The sequence below is a fragment of the Saccharopolyspora sp. NPDC047091 genome (assembly GCF_040643635.1).
Taxonomy (GTDB): domain Bacteria; phylum Actinomycetota; class Actinomycetes; order Mycobacteriales; family Pseudonocardiaceae; genus Saccharopolyspora_C.
Window position 1 is genome coordinate 146,316 of the sequence record NZ_JBEYUS010000005.1, and the last position, 17,264, is coordinate 163,579.

Below are 17,264 nucleotides of genomic sequence, written 5' to 3' on the forward strand. Positions count from 1 at the left end.
TCGCGCCCGATGCCACCGGCGAAGCCGTCCGCGGACACCATGCGCTCGCGGGAGCGGCTGCCGCTGCACCTGGGTGCGGGCAAGGCGCTGGTCGCCCATCTGTCCGCGGCGGAGCTGGCGGAGTTCCTGGACCGGCTGGGCGAGCACACCCGCGCGGACGGGACCACTGTGGACAGAGCGGGATTCCTGCGCGACCTGGCGGAGATCCGCGACCGCGGCTACTCCGAAGCGGCCAGCGAACGGGAACCGGGCATGGCGTCGGTGGCCGCGCCCGTGCTCGATCCGGACGGCACCGCGCACGCCGCCGTGCAGGTCTCCGGACACCAGGAGGACCTCCCCGCCGACCGCCTCGACCAGCTCGGCGCCGAAGTCCGGCGGGCCGCGCACGCCATCGCCCGCCGGGCCTGCTGAACCCCCCGGTCCCGCTCAGTCAGGGGGCCGGAGCGCCGGAGTGCGGCTAGTCGACTTCCGGGGGGAGGCCGTCGAGGATGAGCTGCTCGCCGTGCTCGGCGTGGCGGCGGGCCAGCGCCTCGGCCTCGTCGGCGTCGCCCGCGGTGATCGCGGCGAAGATCGCGGCGTGGTCCTCCCAGACCCAGGCGGGCGCGCCGCCCTGCAGCAGCACTTCGCCCATCACGCGCTGGACGTTGCGCCACAGCACGCCGGTCGATTCGGTCAGCAGCGGGTTGCCCGCCGCGTCCACCACGCCGCGGTGGAAGTCGACGTCCGCGGTGATCATGTGCGAGAAGGCGCGGTCCTCGAACGCGCGCTCGCCGGTGCCGACCACGCCGCGCAGCCGCTCCAGGCTCTCGGCGGTGCCGCGCTGGGCGGCGAGCCGGGCGGCCTGGCCGTCGAGGATGGCGCGCAGCTCGAAGAGCTGGCTGACGAACTTCCGGCGCAGCGGCGCCACTTCCAGCCCGCGGCGGCCGAACTCGCGCAGCAGCCCTTCGTTGCGCAGCAGCAGCAACGCCTGCTGCACGGGCTGCCGGGAGACCTGGAAGCGCTCGGCGAGCTGCTCCTGCCGCAGCGGCACGCCGGGCTGCAGCTGACCGGTGCAGATGTCCCGGACGATCGCCTCGTAGACCTGCTCGGTCCGGGACGGCACGGGTGGCAGCGGGGTCACCTTGCCATCGTCGGGCGAGGGCGCCGCCATGTGCTGCTCCTTCGGGTCTTGCGGGCAGGTACGCGTCCACGGTATCGGCGCGCCCGGCACCACGTCCCTCCGGGAGGTCCGACCTGAATCCGGTGTATTGACTTCTGAATTCAGAGTACCGCATGCTGCGTTCAGATGTGGTCTGCGTTACTCAACGGGGAGGACACGAGGCATGTCAGGACGAGATCCCGTACCCGCCGCGGCAGCGGTGGCCCGCTTCGTGGTCGCCCGCGGCACCGACCGCGTGTTCGGCCTGCAGGGCGGGCACATCCAGCCGGTGTGGGACCAGCTGGCCCGGCTCGGCGTGCGGATCGTGGACGTCCGCGACGAAGGCTCCGCGGTGCACATGGCCCACGCCCACACCGAACTCACCGGACGGCTCGGGGTGGCGCTCGTGACCGCCGGGCCGGGCGTCACCAACACCGTCACCGCCGTCGCGAACGCGTCGATCTCGCGGATACCGCTGCTGGTCATCGGCGGCTGCCCGCCGCAACCGCAGTCGAACATGGGGCCGCTGCAGGACATCCCGCACACCGCCATCCTCGAACCCGTCACCCGGCTCTCGCGCACGCTGCGCTCCGCCGACCAGCTGGTGCGCGAGTTCGACGAGGCGTGGGCGCGGGCGCTCGGCGACCGCGGCGAACCCGGCCCGGTATACGTGGAGATCCCCACCGACGTGCTGCGCGAGGAGATCCCGCCCGCGCTGGTCACCGAGGAGCACCTGCGGCCGAAGCCGCGCCGCCGGCCGCAACCGCACCCGGACGAGATCGCCGCCGCCGCCGAACTGGTCCGCGGTGCCCGCCGGCCCGCCGTCATCAGCGGCCGCGGCGCCCGCACCACCGACGGCACCGACCTGGTCCGGTTCCTCGACGCGTCCGGCGCGGCCTACCTGGACACCCAGGAGAGCCGCGGGCTGGTCCCGGAGGACCACCCGGCCGGCGTCGGCTCGGCCCGCTCGGCGGTGATGCGGGAGACCGACCTGCTCATCACCGTCGGCAGGCAGCTGGACTTCCAGGTCGGGTTCGGTTCGCCCGCGGTGTTCCCCGAAGCGCGGGTGATCCGCATCGCCGACACCGCGAGCGAGCTCATCGACAACCGGCGCGGGGAGGTGGAACTGCTCGCCGACCCGGGCGACGCGCTGGGCGCGCTCGCCGACGCGCTGCGGGACCACGCACCGGACACCGACTGGCGGGACGGACTGCGCGCGAAGCACCTCGACCGCGCCGCGAAGTACCGGGCCGCGCTCAGCCGTGCGGAACCCGGCTCGGACGGGCTGATGCACCCGAACCGGATCTTCGGGGCGCTCGGCGCGCTCGACCTCGACGACGCCGTCGTGGTCGCCGACGGCGGGGACCTGCTGTCGTTCGCGCGGCTCGGGTTGACCCGGTTCCGCCGCTACCTGGACGCGGGCGCCTTCGGCTGCCTCGGCGTCGGCACCCCGTTCGCGATCGCCGCCGCCCTGGCCGAACCGGGCGAGACCGCGCTCGCCGTGACCGGCGACGGCGCCTTCGGCATCACCGCCACCGAGATCGACACCGCGGTGCGGCACGACGCGAAGATCGTCGTGGTCGTGTCGAACAACCGGGCCTGGAACATCGAGCGCTACGACCAGGCCGAGAACTACGGGCTCGTCGCGGGCACCGAACTCGCCGACTCCGACTACGCGGCGATGGCGCGGGCGTTCGGCGCGCACGGCGAACGCGTCACCGACCCCGCCGAACTGGAAGCGGCGCTGCGGCGGGCGTGGGAGCACGCCCCGGCCGTCGTGGACGTGGTCACCACCCAGGACGCGCCCTCGCCGGACGCGGGCAAGGGGCTCGGCTGGGTCCCCGACTACCAGGCCCTGACCCCCTGGAACGACGCGGAGATCGAACGCAGGAGGACCACGTGAGCTCGGCGATGGAGGAGTGGCGGTTCCCCGCCCGGTACGACCAGGACTACCTGCCCGATCCCGACCAGCCGTACTGGTTCCCGCACCGGGAGACCATGGACCCGCAGGAGCGGGACGCCGCGGTGCTCGCCCGGCTGCGCGAGGTGATGGCCTACGCCTACGAGCGTTCCCCGTTCTACCGCCGCAAGTGGGACGCGGTGGACTGCAACCCGGCCGACATCACCTCGTTCGAGGCGTTCGAGCAGGTCCCGGTCGTCACCAAGGAGGAGATGCGGGCCGCGCAGCGCGACCACCCGCCGTTCGGCGACTACGTGTGCGTGGACGACGCGGAGATCCACCACATCCACGGGACCTCCGGCACCACCGGCGCGCCCACCGCGTTCGCGCTCGGGCGCCGGGACTGGGAGGTGATCGCCGACAACCACGCCCGGATCATGTGGGCGATGGGCATCCGCCCCGGCGACACCGTGTTCGTGGCCGCGCTGTTCAGCCTCTACCTCGGCTCGTGGGGCGCGATGGCGGGCGCGGAGCGGTTGCGCTGCCGGGTGCTGCCGTTCGGCGCGGGCGTGCAGGGCATGACGGCCCGCGCGGTGACCTGGCTGGCGCGGGTGCGGCCGCGGGCGTTCTACGCGACGCCGTCCTACGCGCTGCGGCTCGCGGAGGTCGCGCGGCAGGAGAAGATCGACCCGCGCGAGTTCGGCATCGAGGTCATGTTCTTCTCCGGCGAACCGGGCGCCTCGGTGCCCGCCGTGCGCGGCGCCATCGCGGAGGCGTTCGGGGCGCGGGTGGTGGACTGCGGCACGATGGCCGAGATGACGCCGTTCATGTCGGCGTCGGCGACCTCCGGCACCCCGGACGGAATGCTGTTGTGGCAGGACATCGTGTGGCACGAGGTGTGCGACCCGGCCACCTTCCGCACCGTTCCCTACGGATCCGAGGGCACCCCGGTGTACACGCACCTGGAGCGCACCTCGCAGCCCATGATCCGGTTGGCCTCGAACGACCTCACCCGCTGGGTGATGGAGGACAACCCGTGCGGCCGCACCTACCCGAAGCTGCCGGACGGGGTGTACGGCCGGATCGACGACATGATCCACATCCGCGGGGAGAACGTGTACCCGACCGAAGTGGACAACTACCTGCGCGGGGTCCCCGGCTACGCTGGCGAGCACCAGATCGTGGTGTCCCGCGCCGGAACCATGGACGAGATGACCGTCCGCGCCGAGTGCAGCTACCCGCCGGAGCAGCGGCCCGAGTTCGTCCGCACCACCGGTGAGGGCCTGCAATCCCTGCTCGGCGTCCGCGTCACCTTCGAAACCGTCGACGCGGGCACCTTCCCCCGCGCCGAGCACAAGTCCCGCCGCGTCGTCGACGAACGCGCGCACGCGCGGCGCTGAGCCGCCGCACCGCCCCGGGCCGATCTCCCGGCCCCGGTTCCCGATTCGGATTCCCGAGAAAACCGCCCGCGCCCCTCCCTGCCCGGAGAACACCGGATTCCGCCTGGTGGCGGTGAAATCCGGCGGGGGAGGGCGCCCTCGCGGGGCGCGCCGGGGAGGAGCAGCAGCGCGCCCGCCAGTCCGACACAGCCGAGTCAGCACGTGATCCACAGAGAGGTGCATCCCATGACCCTGACGCTGGACCTCACCGCCCGCCGCGTCGAGCACGCGCGCATGTTCGTCGACGGCGGCTGGGCCGACGCCGCTTCCGGCGGCTCGTTCCCCACCGTCGACCCGAGCACCGGCGAGACCATCGCGCAGGTCCCGCGCGCCGACGCCACCGACGTCGACCGCGCCGTCGCCGCCGCCCGGCGGGTCTCGGTCGAGTGGCAGTTCACCGACGCGGTCGCCCGCGCCGGCCTGCTGCGCGCGCTGGCCGGACTGGTGGCCGAGAACGCGGACGAGCTGGCCCGGCTGGAGGCGCTCGATTCCGGGCACTACCTGGCGAAGGCGCAGGAACTGGTCGCGGCGATCCCGCTGTGGCTTGAGTACTGGGCGGGCCTCGCGGACAAGGTGGGCGGCCGCACCATCGACGTGCCCGGCAACAAGCTGAGCTTCACGCTGCGCGAACCGCTGGGCGTCACCGCGCACATCGTGCCGTGGAACTACCCGCTGCTGATCCTGGTGCGCTCCTGCGCGCCCGCCCTCGCGCTCGGCAACACCTGCGTGGTGAAACCGGCCGAGGACACCTCGCTGTCCGCGCTGAAGTTCGCCGAACTGGTGGAGCAGGCCGGATTCCCGGCGGGCGTGTTCAACGTGGTCACCGGGTTCGGCGCGGAGGCGGGCGCCGCGCTGGCCGCGCACCCCGACGTCGCGGGCATCACCTTCACCGGCTCCACCGAGACCGGCAAGACCGTCGCGAAGCTCGCCGCCGACCACGTGGCGCAGGTGAACCTGGAGCTGGGCGGCAAGAGCCCGACGATCGTGTTCCCGGACGCCGACCTGGACGACGCGGTCGAGGCCGCGGTGCAGGGCTTCTGCTCGCACGCCGGGCAGGTGTGCGTGGCGGGCACCCGGCTGTTCGTGCACGCCGACGTGCGGGAGGCGTTCCTGGCCAAGCTCGTCGACCGGCTGCGCGCCGCGAAGATCGGCGACATCTTCGACGGCGCCACCCAGATGGGCCCGCTGATCAACGAGAAGCAGTACCGGCGGGTCCGCGAGTACATCGAGATCGGCAAGTCCGAGGGCACGCTGCACTACGGCGGCGGCCGCCCGGCAGGCACCGCGGACGGCGGCTACTACGTGGAGCCGACCGTGTTCACCGACGTCACCAACGACGCGCGCATCGCCCGGGAGGAGATCTTCGGCCCGGTCGCCGCGGTCATCACCTGGACCGACGAGGACGAGCTGATCAGGGCCTGCAACGACTCGCCGTACGGGCTGTTCGCCGTGGTGTTCACGAAGGACATCACCCGGGCGCTGTCCACCACCCGCCGCCTCCAGGTCGGCGGCGTGATGATCAACGACTGGTTCGGGGAGCTGCCGATGACCCCGCACGGCGGGCACAAGCAGAGCGGCACCGGCCGGGAGGAAGGCCTCGAAGCCGTCCACGGCTACACCCAGATCAAGCACGTGACCGTCAACCTCGACGACTCGCTGCGCGCGGGCACCGACTGGGCGGGGGCGCCGCTGTGACCACCGCCGACCCCGCACCGCAGCACGACGACGCACCACGAGGAGCACCGAGATGACCGACAGGCTCGGCGAGGCGCCCGCTCCGCTCGGGGCGCCCGAGACGACCCTCCCGCCCGGCGCGGGCGGCGGCTACTTCGAGACCGGGCGGCCCCGGCTCGGCGGCCTGGAACGACCGGTCGCGTTCGACGACGTCCAGGCGGAGGTGCTGCGCGCCGCCGCCGACACGATCATCCCGCCCGCCGACGGCTGGCCCGCGGCGAGCGAGGTCGACGTCGTCACCTTCGTCGGCCGCTACGTGACCCCGTCCGGCTACCGCAACAAGCACTTCCCGTTCGCCACCGAGGACGAGTTCAAAGCCGGGCTCGACGCGCTGGGGCGGGCGTTCGTCGACGCCGACGAGGACGGCAGGGCCGCGGCGATCAGCGCGCTGGAGACCGCCGAGGACCCGCTGTTCGAGCAGCTGCGCAGCCTCGTCTACTACGGCTACTACTCGCGCCCGGAGGTGACCCTCGCGATCCGGCGCAACCTGCCCGCCGGGCGGGACTACCACGGGCCGCCGCTGCCGTACGGCTACCTCGACACCCTCGAAGCCTGGGACGAGGAGACCCTCGCCGCCGCCGGGGGCGATGCCGGCTACACCGCGACCGACGAGGTGCGCCGCGTCGATCTGTCCAAGCTCACGTGGCTCCAGGGCCGCGGCTGAAGGGGAGGGAAGCGGACATGACCGACCACGACGAGGCCGACGTCCTCATCATCGGATCCGGCCCGGGCGGCGCGGGCGTCGCGAAGAAGCTCTCCGCCGCGGGCATGCGGGTGGTGTGCCTGGAGCAGGGGCCGTGGGTGAAGCCCTCGGAGCACCCGCACTACCACGACGAGTGGGAGATCGAGAAGCAGCGCGGCTGGGCCTACGACCCGAACGTGCGGCAGCTGCCGGAGGACTACCCGGTCACCGGGTCCACCACGCCGTACCTGATGAACAACGTCGGCGGCTCCACCGTGCACTACGCGGGGCACTGGCCGCGGTACAAGCCGGTGGACTTCCGCAAGGGCACCGAGCACGGGCTGGAAGGCACCATCGACTGGCCGATCAGCTACGAGGACCTGGCCCCGTTCTACGACGAGAACGACCGGGACTACGGCATCTCCGGCCTCATCGGCGATCCGTCCTACCCGGACCGCACCGGCGTGGACCGGGATCCGCCGGTGCTGCCGGGGAAGCTGGGCCGCAAGTACGCCAAGGCCTCCCGCGAGCTGGGCTGGCACTGGTGGCCCTCGGACAACGCGATCATCACGCGGCCGCGGGAGAACCGGGAGGCCGACGTCGGCGACGGCAACGCGCTGTCCGGCTGTCCGCGCGGTTCGCTGTCCACCCCGGCGGTGGCGCACTGGCCGGCGGCCATCCGCAACGGCGCCGACCTGCGCACCCTGGCCCGGGTGGAGACGATCAACGCCTCCGGCGGGAAGGCGACCGGCGCGACCTACATCGACCGCCGCACCGGGCGGCGGCACGAGGTGCGGGCGAAGATCGTGGTGCTGGCCGCGAACGGCATCGGATCGCCGCGGCTGCTGCTCAACAGCGCCCAGTCCGGGCATCCGGACGGGCTGGCGAACTCGAACGGGATCGTCGGCAAGTACCTGATGCACCACATCTTCGCGTTCTGCGACTCGTGGTTCGACGAACCGGTCGAAGGCTTCAAGGGTTCGTTCGGCGCACCGCTGTACTCGCACGAGTTCTACGACACGGACGTGGACCGCGGGTTCGTGAACGGGTTCGCGATGCAGGTGGCGCGCAGCTTCGGCCCCGGCTACGCGGCGATGGGCACGCACACCGGGCACGTGGCGCCGTGGGGACGCGGGCACCGGAGGTTCTTCGAGGAGCACTTCGCCAACCACCTCATGGTGTTCATGTTCGGCGAGGACCTGCCGGTGGCGACCAACCGCGTCACCCTCGACCCGAGCGCCACCGACTCGGACGGACTGCCCGCCGCGCACGTCAACTGGGAGCCGCACGAGAACGACATCGCGCTCGCGAACTACGGCATCCAGCGGATCTTCGACGCGACCCGGGCGGTCGGGGCCGTCGAGACCAACGACACCGGGGTGCTGAACCCGCCGCCCGGCTGGCACCTGATGGGCACCTGCCGGATGGGAAACAGCCCGGAGGATTCGGTGCTGAACAAGTGGAACCAGACCTGGGACCTGCCGAACCTGTTCGTGGTGGACGGCAGCGCGTTGACGACGGGAGGCGCGGTCAACCCGACCTCCACGATCGGTGCGCTGTCGGTGCGGTGCGGCGAGTACATCAAGCGCCGCTTCCACGACATCACCACGCAGCGCACGACGCCGAGCAACGCGGACGCGCCGGAGCTGTAGCGGGGTCACCGCCCTCCGGTGCTCCCCGCCGGAGGGCGGTTCTCCCGCCAGGACGAGGGATTCCACGATCGGGAGGAGGACGGGTGACCTGTTCGCAGCGGCACGAGGTCGGCCACGAGGACACGGCCGTCGCGTTGGGCAGCGGGGACGTGCCGGTGCTCGGCACGCCGCGGCTGCTCGCCTGGCTGGAGCAGGTGACGGTGGTGGCGGCGCGGCCGCACCTCGCCGAGGGGCAGGTCTCGGTGGGCGCGGCGGTGCGCATCCGGCACCTCGCGCCCACGTCGGTCGGCGAGGTCGTCACGGTGCACGCCGACGTCCTGCCCGCCGAGGGGTCGCGGCGCCGGACCTTCGCGGTGCGCGCCGAGAACGCCCGCGGCGACACGATCGCCGACGGCGAGATCGACCGCGTCGCGGCTCCCCGCACCGCTTTCACCTGACGGCCGCGGGTGAGCGGTCCGCTCGACCGGCGGGCGGGCCGCTCACCCGGGCGGGAGCGGGCGGTGTGGGAGGCTGCGGGAGTGGAGGGTGCCGAGACGTCGTCGATGAAGGAGCCGCGCTACCTGCGGATCGCCCGCGAGCTGGCCGCGGACATCGGGGCGCGCAGCTGGCCGCTGGGGGAGCGGATGCCGCCCGAACCCGAGCTGGCGGCCCGGTTCGGCGTCTCCCGCGAGACCTTGCGCAACGCGCTGCGGGAGGTGGAGTCCTGGGGCCTGGTGTCGCGACGCAAGGGCGACGGCACCCGGGTGCGGCGGCTGGCCCCGGTGGAGCGCTTCGACACCTCGTTGAACAGCCTGGAAGAGCTGACCCAGTACGGCAGGGACGCGGTGCGGGAGGTCTCCGCGACCGCGGAGGTCACCGTGGACGCCGAGCTGGCGGCGGTGACCGGGTTCCCGGTGGGCGCGGCGCGCGTCCGGCTGACGACGCTGCGCCGGGCCGAGGACGGCGCGGTGGTGTCCTGGTCGCAGGTGTACCTGGCGCCGGAGGACGCGGCGGTGGTGTCCGGCGAGCTGGGCCGCAGCACCCGGTTGATCAGCGATCTGCTGGCCGAGCGCACCGGCCGGGCGACGCACCGGGTGGACCAGCAGGTGCGGGCGGTGCCGATGCCCGCGGAGCCGGCGGGGGTGCTCGGGCTGGAATCCGGTTGTCCCGCCCTGGAATTCGTCCGGCGCTACTTCGACGTGGCGGGCGAGCTGTTCGAGGTGACGGTCGGGGTGCACCCGGGCGGCAGCTTCAGCTACCGCACGACGCTGGTCCGCTCCGGGCAGTAGTCCTGCGGCCGGGGGCATTGACAGGACGGCACCGCAGCCTCAATTCTGTCTAGACAGAAACTGTCTAGACACAAAGAGGTGCAGGCATGAAGTCAGCGGAGCAGCTCCGCGACGGAGGCGCACCGGCCCGCCGCTCCCGCTGGTACACCGGCGTCGGCAACCAGGTGCTGATCTCGATCGTGCTGGGCATCGTCGTCGGTGCCGCGTTCCCCGGGTTCTCCGCCCACCTGAAGGTCGTCGGGGACGTCTTCCTCGACCTGATCAAGGTCGCGGTCGCCCCGCTGGTGTTCTTCACCATCGTGCTGGGCTTCGCCTCGGCCGGAGACCTGAAGAAGGCCGGGCGCACCGGACTGCTCGCCCTGCTCTACTTCGAAGTGGTCTCGACCGTCGCCCTGCTGCTGGGGCTGCTGGTGGGGAACCTGACCGGCGTGGGCACCGGAGCGGGCGCGCTGCACGGCGCGCAGCACCCGGCGGCCCCGGACACCGGTGCGCACGAGGACTTCCTGGACACCGTGGTGCCGGACAACTTCGCCGGTGCGTTCACCTCCGGGCACCTGCTGCAGGTCGTGGTCATCGCGGTGCTGTTCGGCATCGGGCTGCTCTCGATGGCGCCCGCCGTGCGGACCCGGCTCGGCGCCGGACTGGAGACCGCGTCCGAGGGCTTCTTCGCGATGATCGGCGTGATCATGCGGCTGGCGCCCCTCGGCACCTTCGGCGCCATCGCGTACTCGGTCGGCACCAACGGGTCCGCGATGCTGCTGGCCCTGGCCGAGCTGGTGGCCGAGTACTGGATCGTGGTCGCGCTGTTCGTCCTCGTCGTGCTCGGCGGGATCTGCCTCGCCATCGGGGTGAACGTGCTGCGGCTGCTGCGCGCGGTCCGCACCGAGCTGACGCTGGTGCTCGGCACCGCCTCCTCCGAGGCCGGGCTGCCCGGCCTGCTCAAGAAGCTCCCGCGGATGGGCATGTCGCAGCAGACCGTCGGGCTGGTGCTGCCGACCGGGTACGCGTTCAACCTGGACGGCACCTCGCTGTACATGGCGCTGTGCACGCTGTTCCTCGCCAACGCCTACGGCATCCCGATGGGGCTGGAGCAGCAGCTCGGCCTGCTGCTGATCATGCTGCTGACCTCGAAGGGGGCGGCGACCGTCTCCGGCGGGACGTTCGTGGTGTTCGCCTCCACGATCACCGCCACCGGCTACCTGCCCGTCGACGGCGTGGCGATCCTGTTCGGCGTGTACCGGGTGATGTCGATGGCGGTCTCCACCTGCAACACCTTCGGCAACGTGGTGGCCACGCTGGTGATCTCGCGGTGGAACGGCGACCTGGACCAGGACCGGTTGCGCGCCGTCCTGGCCGATCCGGCGCTGCTCGACCGGGAACCCGAACCCGAACCCGAACCGATCGCCGCCGCGCGCGGCACCGACCCGACGACCTCCGGGAGCAACGCATGAGCAGCACCGTGTTCGACTCGGTCCTGTACCGGGAGATGTTCTCCACCGGCCCGATGCGCGAGGTCTTCAGCGACGCGAGCTTCCTCGCGCGGATGACCGAGACCGAGAGCGCCCTCGCCCGCGCGCAGGCCGCCGTCGGCGTGGTCCCCGCCGAGGCGGCGCGCACCATCACCGACTCGGTCGACCCGGCCGCGCTCGACCTGGAACGGCTGCGCACCGAGACCGAGAACGTCGGCTACCCGGTGCTGCCGCTGGTCACCCAGCTCGCCGAGCAGTGCGGCGAGGCGGGCGGCTACCTGCACTGGGGCGCGACCACCCAGGACATCATGGACACCGCCACGATGTTGCAGTGCCGCGACGGGCTGGACCTCGTCGCCGCCGCCCTCGACCGGGTGCGCGCGGTGCTGCGGCGGCTGGCCGCGGAGCACGTCGACTCGGTGGCGGCCGGGCGCACCCACCTGCAGCACGCGCTGCCGGTGACGTTCGGATTCCGGTGCGCCGTCTGGGTTTCCGCCCTGGACCGCCACGCCGAGCGGCTGGCCGCCGCCCGCGAACGCGACCTGATGGTCCAGTTCGGCGGCGCGGCCGGAACCCTGGCGTCCCTCGGCTCCGGGCCGGAAGGGCTCGCGGTCCGCGCGGCGCTCGCGGCCGAACTGGGGTTGCGCGACCCGGAGATCACCTGGCACGTGGCCCGGGACGGGCTCAACGAGATCGTGTCGCTGCTGGCGGCGATCGGCGGTTCGCTCGGCAAGATCGGGTGGGACGTGACGATGCTGTGCTCGTCCGAGTTCGGCGAGGTCGCCGAACCGTTCGTGCCCGGCCGCGGCGCGAGTTCCACCATGCCGCAGAAGCGCAACCCCATCTCCAGCGAGCTGATGGTGGCGGCGGCCAAGCTGCTGCGCGACCGGGCCGCCACCATGCTCGACGCGATGATGCAGGACTTCGAGCGGGCCACCGGGCCGTGGCACCTGGAGTGGGCGACCGTGCCGGAGGCGTTCCAGCTGGCGGCTTCCTCCTTGCACCAGGCCGAATTCATGCTCGGCGGCCTCGAAGTCGACGTGGACCGGATGCGCGCCAACACCGACCTGACCGGCGGGCTCATCGTCGCCGAGGCCGTGATGATGGCGGTCGCGCCCGAACTGGGCCGCCAGCGCGCGCACGAGGTGGTCTACGACGCCTGCCGCCGCGCCATCGAGGGCGGGCAGGACCTCGCCACCGAGCTGCGCGGGCACCCGGAGCTGGTGGAGCGGCTCGGGGAGCGGCGCATCGACGAGCTCTGCGACCCCGCCAACTACCTCGGCAGCGCCCGCGCCATGACGCGGAACGTGGTCGGCGGCTGACCCGCCGCCGGGTTCCACCGCGCCGTCCGCGGTGGAACCCGGCGGAACGGTCAGGAACCGAGCACGAACGGGTCCCGCGCCGGGCTCTCGTCGGTGTTGATCCACACGCTCTTGAGCCGGGTGTACTCGCGCAGCACCTCGGTGCCGTGCTCGACGCCGACCCCGCTCTGCTTGAACCCGGAGCGCGGCGACATCGGCGACATCGCCCGGTAGGTGTTCACCCACACCGTCCCGGCCTCCAGCACCGAGGCGAGCCGGTGCGCCCGCGCCAGGTCCCGCGTCCACACCCCGGCCGCCAGCCCGTAGGAGGTGTCGTTGGCCAGCGCCACCACCTCCTCCTCGGTGTCGAACGGCATCACCGTGAGCACCGGGCCGAAGATCTCCTCCTGGCAGACCCGCATCCCGTTGTCGGTGTCCACGAACACGGTGGGGGAGTAGAAGTAGCCGTCCAGGCCCACGTCCGGCCGCTCGCCGCCGGTCAGCACCCGGCCGCCCTCCTCGCGGCCGATCCGCACGTACTCCTCGATCTTGTCCCGCTGGTCGCCGAACGCGACCGGGCCGAGCTCGGTCTCCGGCTCCAGCGGGTCGCCGATCTTGATCGTGGCGGCGCGGGCCGAGACCTTCTCCAGCACCTCGTCGTAGACGCCGCGTTGCAAGAACACCCGGCTGCCCGCGATGCAGGTCTGCCCGGCCGCGGCGAAGATCCCGGCGACGATGCCCATCGCGGCGCTGTCGGTGTCGGCGTCGTCGAAGACGATGTTCGGCGACTTGCCGCCCAGCTCCAGCGTCACCGGCACGAACCGGGAACCGCAGGCGGCGGAGATCCGCGAACCGGTCGCGGTGCTGCCGGTGAAGCTGAGCTTCGCGACCTGCGGGTGCTCCACCAGCGCGTTCCCGGCGTCCGCGCCGAACCCGGTGACCACGTTGACCACGCCCGGCGGGAAACCGGCCTGCTCGAACAGCGGCACCAGCTCGAGCACCGACGCCGAGGTGTGCTCGGACGGCTTGATCACCACGGTGTTGCCCGCGGCCAGCGCGGGCGCGATCTTCGCGGTGGTCAGCATCAGCGGCGAGTTCCACGGGGTGATCGCCCCGACCACGCCCACCGGCTCGCGCTGGGTGTAGTTGAGCAGCTTGGTGCTGTTCGCGGGGATGACCTCGCCGTGGATCTTGTCGGCGTAGCCGGCGTAGTAGTAGAAGTACTCCGGGATCCCGGCCAGCTGGGACCGCATCTCGCGCAGCAGCTTGCCGTTGTCCAGGGTCTCGGTGCGGGCCAGGTCCTCGGCGTTCTCGGTGATGAGGTCGCCGAGCCTGCGCAGCAGCCGCCCGCGCGCGGTCTGGGACAGGTCGCGCCAGGACGGCGCCTCGAACGCCGCCCGCGCGGCGCGCACCGCGCGGTCCACGTCCGCCTCGGTGCCGCGCGCCGCCTCGTACCAGGGCTGCGCGGTGGTCGGGTTGGTGCTGGCGAAGTAGCCGCCTTCGGCCGGGGCGACCCACTCGCCTGCGATGTAGTGCTCGTAGCGGGGGAGTTCGGTGCTCATCTCAACGCTCCACGGTCGTGCGGGTGAGGTGCGTGCGGATCTCGGCGACCAGCCGGTCCGGTCGTTCCAGCGGCAGCAGGTGCCGGGCGCCGGGGACGACGACGGCGTGCGCGTCCGGGATGGTCGCGGCCAGGTGCTCGGTCATCGCGGGCGTCGAACCGGGGTCCTCGGCCCCGGTGATCACCAGCGTCGGCGCGGTGATCCCGGGCAGCAGCGGCGCGAGCTCCCGGTCCGCCGTCGCGAAGATCCGGTAGCAGGCCAGGTAGGCGTCCAGGTCGTTGCCCAGCAGGGTGGTGCGCAGCCGGTCGGCCAGTTCCGGTTCGCGCGCCTGCCAGTCCGGGCTCATCCACCGCTGCACGGCGGCCTCCGCGGTCCCGGCGAAGTCCTGCGCCACGCCGCGCAGCCGGTCGCCGACCGCGGCCGACTGCTCCGGGCTGCGGGCGGCCACCGAGCTCACCAGCACCAGCGACCGCACCAGCTCGGGGCGGCGCACCGCGAGGCACTGCGCCACCAGCGCGCCGAGCGAGAACCCGACCAGGTGCGCGGGGCCGTCCAGCCGCCGCGCCACCGCCGCGGCGAGGTCGTCGAGCTCCGCGTCCGGCTCGACGGCCCCGCCCGCGCCGTGCCCGGGCAGGTCCGGGGCCAGCACCGGGTTGTCCCGGGCCAGCTCCGGCGCGCAGCGCTCCCACATCCGGTGGTCCAGGCCCACGCCGTGCAGCAGGACCAGCTGCTCGGTCATCGTTCGCTCGACAGCGGGGCGAGCCGCGCCTGCGGACGGCCCTGCGCCGCCGCGGCCAGCCCGACCACGATCTCGTCGGCGCGCGGTGCGTCGGCCAGCCGCACCTCGATGCTCTGGTGGTGCGAGCGGATCGTCGCGTCGGTGATGTGCTTGAGCGGGATGTCGAAGACGGTGCCCGCCGCGGCGCGCTTCTCCACCGCGGGCAGCAGGGTGGTGGCGTTCGCGGCCTGCCGGAAGTGGTCGCCGAACTTCAAGGTGTGGATCAGCGCCGAACCGTGCTCGACCTCGCCGTCCAGCCCGACGACGGCGGCCTTGCCGTAGGCCTCGATCGGCGCGCCCAGCGCCTCCACCACGCGCGGGGCGAGCAGGGCGCCCAGCGGGGACGCGAACTCCTCGATGCCCGGTGCGAGGTCTTCCACGAATCCCCGGCCGGCCCACGGGTTCTGCAGCACCGCCAGCACCACCGCGGTGCGCGCCCGCGGGTCGACGGGGCGGCCGCCCTCGGTGAGCACGTCCTCGGTGTAGCTCACGATCTTGCGGATGTTCATCGGTCCTCCAGGTCTGCCAGCCGCACCGCGGGATCCGTCTTGCGGTCGCCGATGCGGGCGTTGGGGCGCGGTCCGGTCGACGCGGCCGCGATGACGACGATCTCGTCGGCGGCGGGCGCGTCCGGGATGCGCACCGGGATGGTCTGGTAGTGCGAGCGGGTGGCGGCGTCGGTCTTGTGCCAGATCGGCACGGTCAGCGTGGTCCCGGCGGGCCCGCGCTCGTCGGAGAACACGATGACCGAGGTCCCGCCCGCCAGTTCCCGCAGCACGTTGCCGAAGTACGGGGTGTGGATCAGCGCCGAGCCGTGCTCGATCTCGCCGTCCAGCCCGACGATGGCGGCCTTGCCGAACGCGGTGATCTCGGCCTCGCCACCGTTCGCCGTGGCCAGCGCCGCGACGAGCTCGTCGTGCAGGGTGCGCGCCAGGCCGGGCGCGATCCGCTCCACCTCCGCGGACAGGTCGGCGACGTGGCCGCGGCCCGCCCACGGGTTCGGGATCACCGCGGCCGCGGCGGCCCGGTGCGCGGTGGACTCCACCGGGGAGCCCAGTTCGCGCAGCACCGTCTCCGTCGTCGTGGTGACCTTGCGCGGCCCGCTCACGAGCCGGAGCCCTGGAAGCGCGGCATGACCTTCTCGGTGAACAGTTCGAGGCTGCGCATCGCGTGCTCGTGGCGCAGCCCGGGGTGCGTGGTCCACAGCAGCAGGTGCTCCAGGTTCAGCTCCTCCTGCAGCTCCTCGATCTTGCCCGCCACGTGCTCGGGGGTGCCGACGAGCAGGTTGCGCTGCTCCAGGAACTCGAAGGACAGCTCGTGGGCGTCGGTGAGCTCCTCGCCCGCCTCCATCAGGTTGCCCAGCCCGCGCCAGTGGGTGATCCACTTGTAGGAGGTCAGCAGCGCCTCCTCGAACCGGGCGCGGGCCTGCTCCATGGTGTCGGCGACGAACACGTCGCGGACCAGGCCGATGCCCTCGCCCAGCGCCAGGTCCCGGCCCGCCGCCTGCGCGGAGTCCTTGTACAGCTGGAAGCGGTCCTTGAGCGCCGAGATCGGCGGCAGCCAGAACAGCCCCTGCACGCCCTGCTGGGCGGCGGTCTGGATGGACCGCGGGCTGTCGATCACCTGCCACAGCGGCGGGTGCGGGCGCTGGTAGGGGCGCGGGGTGACGGCGAGCTTGGTGATCACGCCGTCCTCGGTGAACTCCGGCGTGGCCGGCGAGAGCGGGTGCTCCCAGCGCACGCCGGGGGCCGGGAAGGTGTAGAAGCGCCCGTCGTGCGAGAAGAACTCGTTCGACCACGCCTTCTGCAGGATCTCCACGGTCTCGTCGAACAGCGCCCGGTTCTGCTCCTGGTCGCGCGGGTCGGCGAGCGTGTTGAGGTTCAGCGCCTCCCGCCCGTAGAGCCCGCGGCCCAGGCCGACCTCGACGCGGCCGCCGGAGAGCTGGTCGAGCTGCGCGATGTCCTCGGCCAGCCGCAGCGGGTGCCAGAACGTGGCGATGTTCGCGGCCTGCCCGATGCGGATGTTCTCGGTGCGGGCCGCGATGTCCGCGCCCATCAGCACCGGGTTCGCGATCAGCTCGTAGCCCTCGTGGCCGAAGTGGTGCTCGGTGTACCAGATGGACCAGAACCCGGCCTGGTCCGCGTACTGCGCGAACTCCCGGGTCTCGTTCATGACCTGGTCGTACTCGCCGAACCGCCCGGGTGCGCCGAGGTTGTGGAAGATGGAGAAACGCATGTCTGCCTCCACGTCGAGGAGATGGATCCGCACCGGACGGTGCGCGGGTGCCGCGGAGACCGGACGGGCGCGGGGTTCGCGCCGCCGGGCGGGCGTGCTCGGGGGA

General features: G+C 72.6%; 16 protein-coding genes. 10 read left to right on the plus strand and 6 right to left on the minus strand.

The features are described 5' to 3' along the window. Positions 1–9 precede the first annotated feature (9 nt). Complete coding sequence (locus ABZ805_RS04545) at positions 10–411, plus strand: IclR family transcriptional regulator C-terminal domain-containing protein (protein ID WP_358434251.1); 402 nt, start codon at positions 10–12, stop codon at positions 409–411. Positions 412–457: 46 nt separating this feature from the next. On the opposite strand, the gene ABZ805_RS04550 is transcribed toward ABZ805_RS04545, so the two are convergent. Continuing rightward, the gene (locus tag ABZ805_RS04550) at positions 458–1,150 is read right to left on the minus strand and encodes a GntR family transcriptional regulator (protein ID WP_358434254.1); all 693 of its coding nucleotides are present in this window, start codon (positions 1,148–1,150) and stop codon (positions 458–460) included. A gap of 172 nt (positions 1,151–1,322) precedes the next feature. On the opposite strand from ABZ805_RS04550, the gene ABZ805_RS04555 reads away from it, so the two are divergent. The 9 genes from ABZ805_RS04555 to ABZ805_RS04595 all read left to right on the plus strand — a co-directional run bounded on the left by ABZ805_RS04555 (position 1,323) and on the right by ABZ805_RS04595 (position 12,604). Next, entirely contained in the window at positions 1,323–3,041 is a 1,719-nt protein-coding gene (locus ABZ805_RS04555) for a thiamine pyrophosphate-binding protein (RefSeq protein ID WP_358434257.1), read from the plus strand. Further along, positions 3,038–4,438 (plus strand): phenylacetate--CoA ligase family protein, encoded by a 1,401-nt coding sequence (locus tag ABZ805_RS04560; protein WP_358434260.1) that lies wholly within the window; start codon positions 3,038–3,040, stop codon positions 4,436–4,438. Before ABZ805_RS04555 ends, ABZ805_RS04560 begins: the two co-directional genes overlap by 4 nt. 225 nt (positions 4,439–4,663) lie before the next feature. Beyond that, on the plus strand, positions 4,664–6,172 hold the full coding sequence (locus ABZ805_RS04565) for an aldehyde dehydrogenase family protein (RefSeq protein ID WP_358434263.1): 1,509 nt from the start codon (positions 4,664–4,666) through the stop codon (positions 6,170–6,172). A 52-nt stretch (positions 6,173–6,224) separates the two neighbouring features. Further along, on the plus strand, positions 6,225–6,875 hold the full coding sequence (locus tag ABZ805_RS04570; RefSeq protein WP_358434266.1) for a gluconate 2-dehydrogenase subunit 3 family protein: 651 nt from the start codon (positions 6,225–6,227) through the stop codon (positions 6,873–6,875). Positions 6,876–6,892: 17 nt separating this feature from the next. After that, positions 6,893–8,545 carry a GMC family oxidoreductase gene (locus tag ABZ805_RS04575; protein WP_358434268.1) on the plus strand — a complete coding sequence of 551 codons (1,653 nt, stop codon included), beginning with the start codon at positions 6,893–6,895 and terminating at the stop codon, positions 8,543–8,545. Between the two features lie 83 nt (positions 8,546–8,628). After that, the gene (locus ABZ805_RS04580) at positions 8,629–8,982 is read left to right on the plus strand and encodes a hotdog domain-containing protein (RefSeq protein WP_358434271.1); all 354 of its coding nucleotides are present in this window, start codon (positions 8,629–8,631) and stop codon (positions 8,980–8,982) included. Between the two features lie 63 nt (positions 8,983–9,045). Beyond that, entirely contained in the window at positions 9,046–9,813 is a 768-nt protein-coding gene (locus tag ABZ805_RS04585) for a GntR family transcriptional regulator (protein WP_358434274.1), read from the plus strand. 86 nt (positions 9,814–9,899) lie between these two features. Further along, entirely contained in the window at positions 9,900–11,264 is a 1,365-nt protein-coding gene (locus tag ABZ805_RS04590; protein ID WP_358434277.1) for a cation:dicarboxylase symporter family transporter, read from the plus strand. Continuing rightward, on the plus strand, positions 11,261–12,604 hold the full coding sequence (locus ABZ805_RS04595; protein ID WP_358434280.1) for an adenylosuccinate lyase family protein: 1,344 nt from the start codon (positions 11,261–11,263) through the stop codon (positions 12,602–12,604). The genes ABZ805_RS04590 and ABZ805_RS04595 overlap by 4 nt, the downstream gene beginning before the upstream one ends. A 50-nt stretch (positions 12,605–12,654) precedes the next feature. Here the strand turns inward: ABZ805_RS04595 and ABZ805_RS04600 are convergent, their stop codons facing one another. From ABZ805_RS04600 to ABZ805_RS04620, 5 genes are read right to left on the minus strand one after another with little or no spacing between them, the layout of a single operon-like run. Then, positions 12,655–14,145 carry an aldehyde dehydrogenase gene (locus ABZ805_RS04600; protein ID WP_358434283.1) on the minus strand — a complete coding sequence of 497 codons (1,491 nt, stop codon included), beginning with the start codon at positions 14,143–14,145 and terminating at the stop codon, positions 12,655–12,657. Position 14,146: 1 nt separating this feature from the next. Further along, positions 14,147–14,884, minus strand: a complete 738-nt coding sequence (locus tag ABZ805_RS04605) for an alpha/beta fold hydrolase (protein WP_358434286.1) — start codon at positions 14,882–14,884, stop codon at positions 14,147–14,149. Beyond that, positions 14,881–15,432 (minus strand): amino acid synthesis family protein, encoded by a 552-nt coding sequence (locus tag ABZ805_RS04610; protein ID WP_358434289.1) that lies wholly within the window; start codon positions 15,430–15,432, stop codon positions 14,881–14,883. Before ABZ805_RS04610 ends, ABZ805_RS04605 begins: the two co-directional genes overlap by 4 nt. After that, on the minus strand, positions 15,429–16,031 hold the full coding sequence (locus ABZ805_RS04615) for an amino acid synthesis family protein (RefSeq protein ID WP_358434291.1): 603 nt from the start codon (positions 16,029–16,031) through the stop codon (positions 15,429–15,431). Before ABZ805_RS04615 ends, ABZ805_RS04610 begins: the two co-directional genes overlap by 4 nt. Beyond that, on the minus strand, positions 16,028–17,158 hold the full coding sequence (locus ABZ805_RS04620) for an LLM class flavin-dependent oxidoreductase (RefSeq protein ID WP_358434293.1): 1,131 nt from the start codon (positions 17,156–17,158) through the stop codon (positions 16,028–16,030). Before ABZ805_RS04620 ends, ABZ805_RS04615 begins: the two co-directional genes overlap by 4 nt. Between the last annotated feature and the right edge of the window lie 106 nt (positions 17,159–17,264).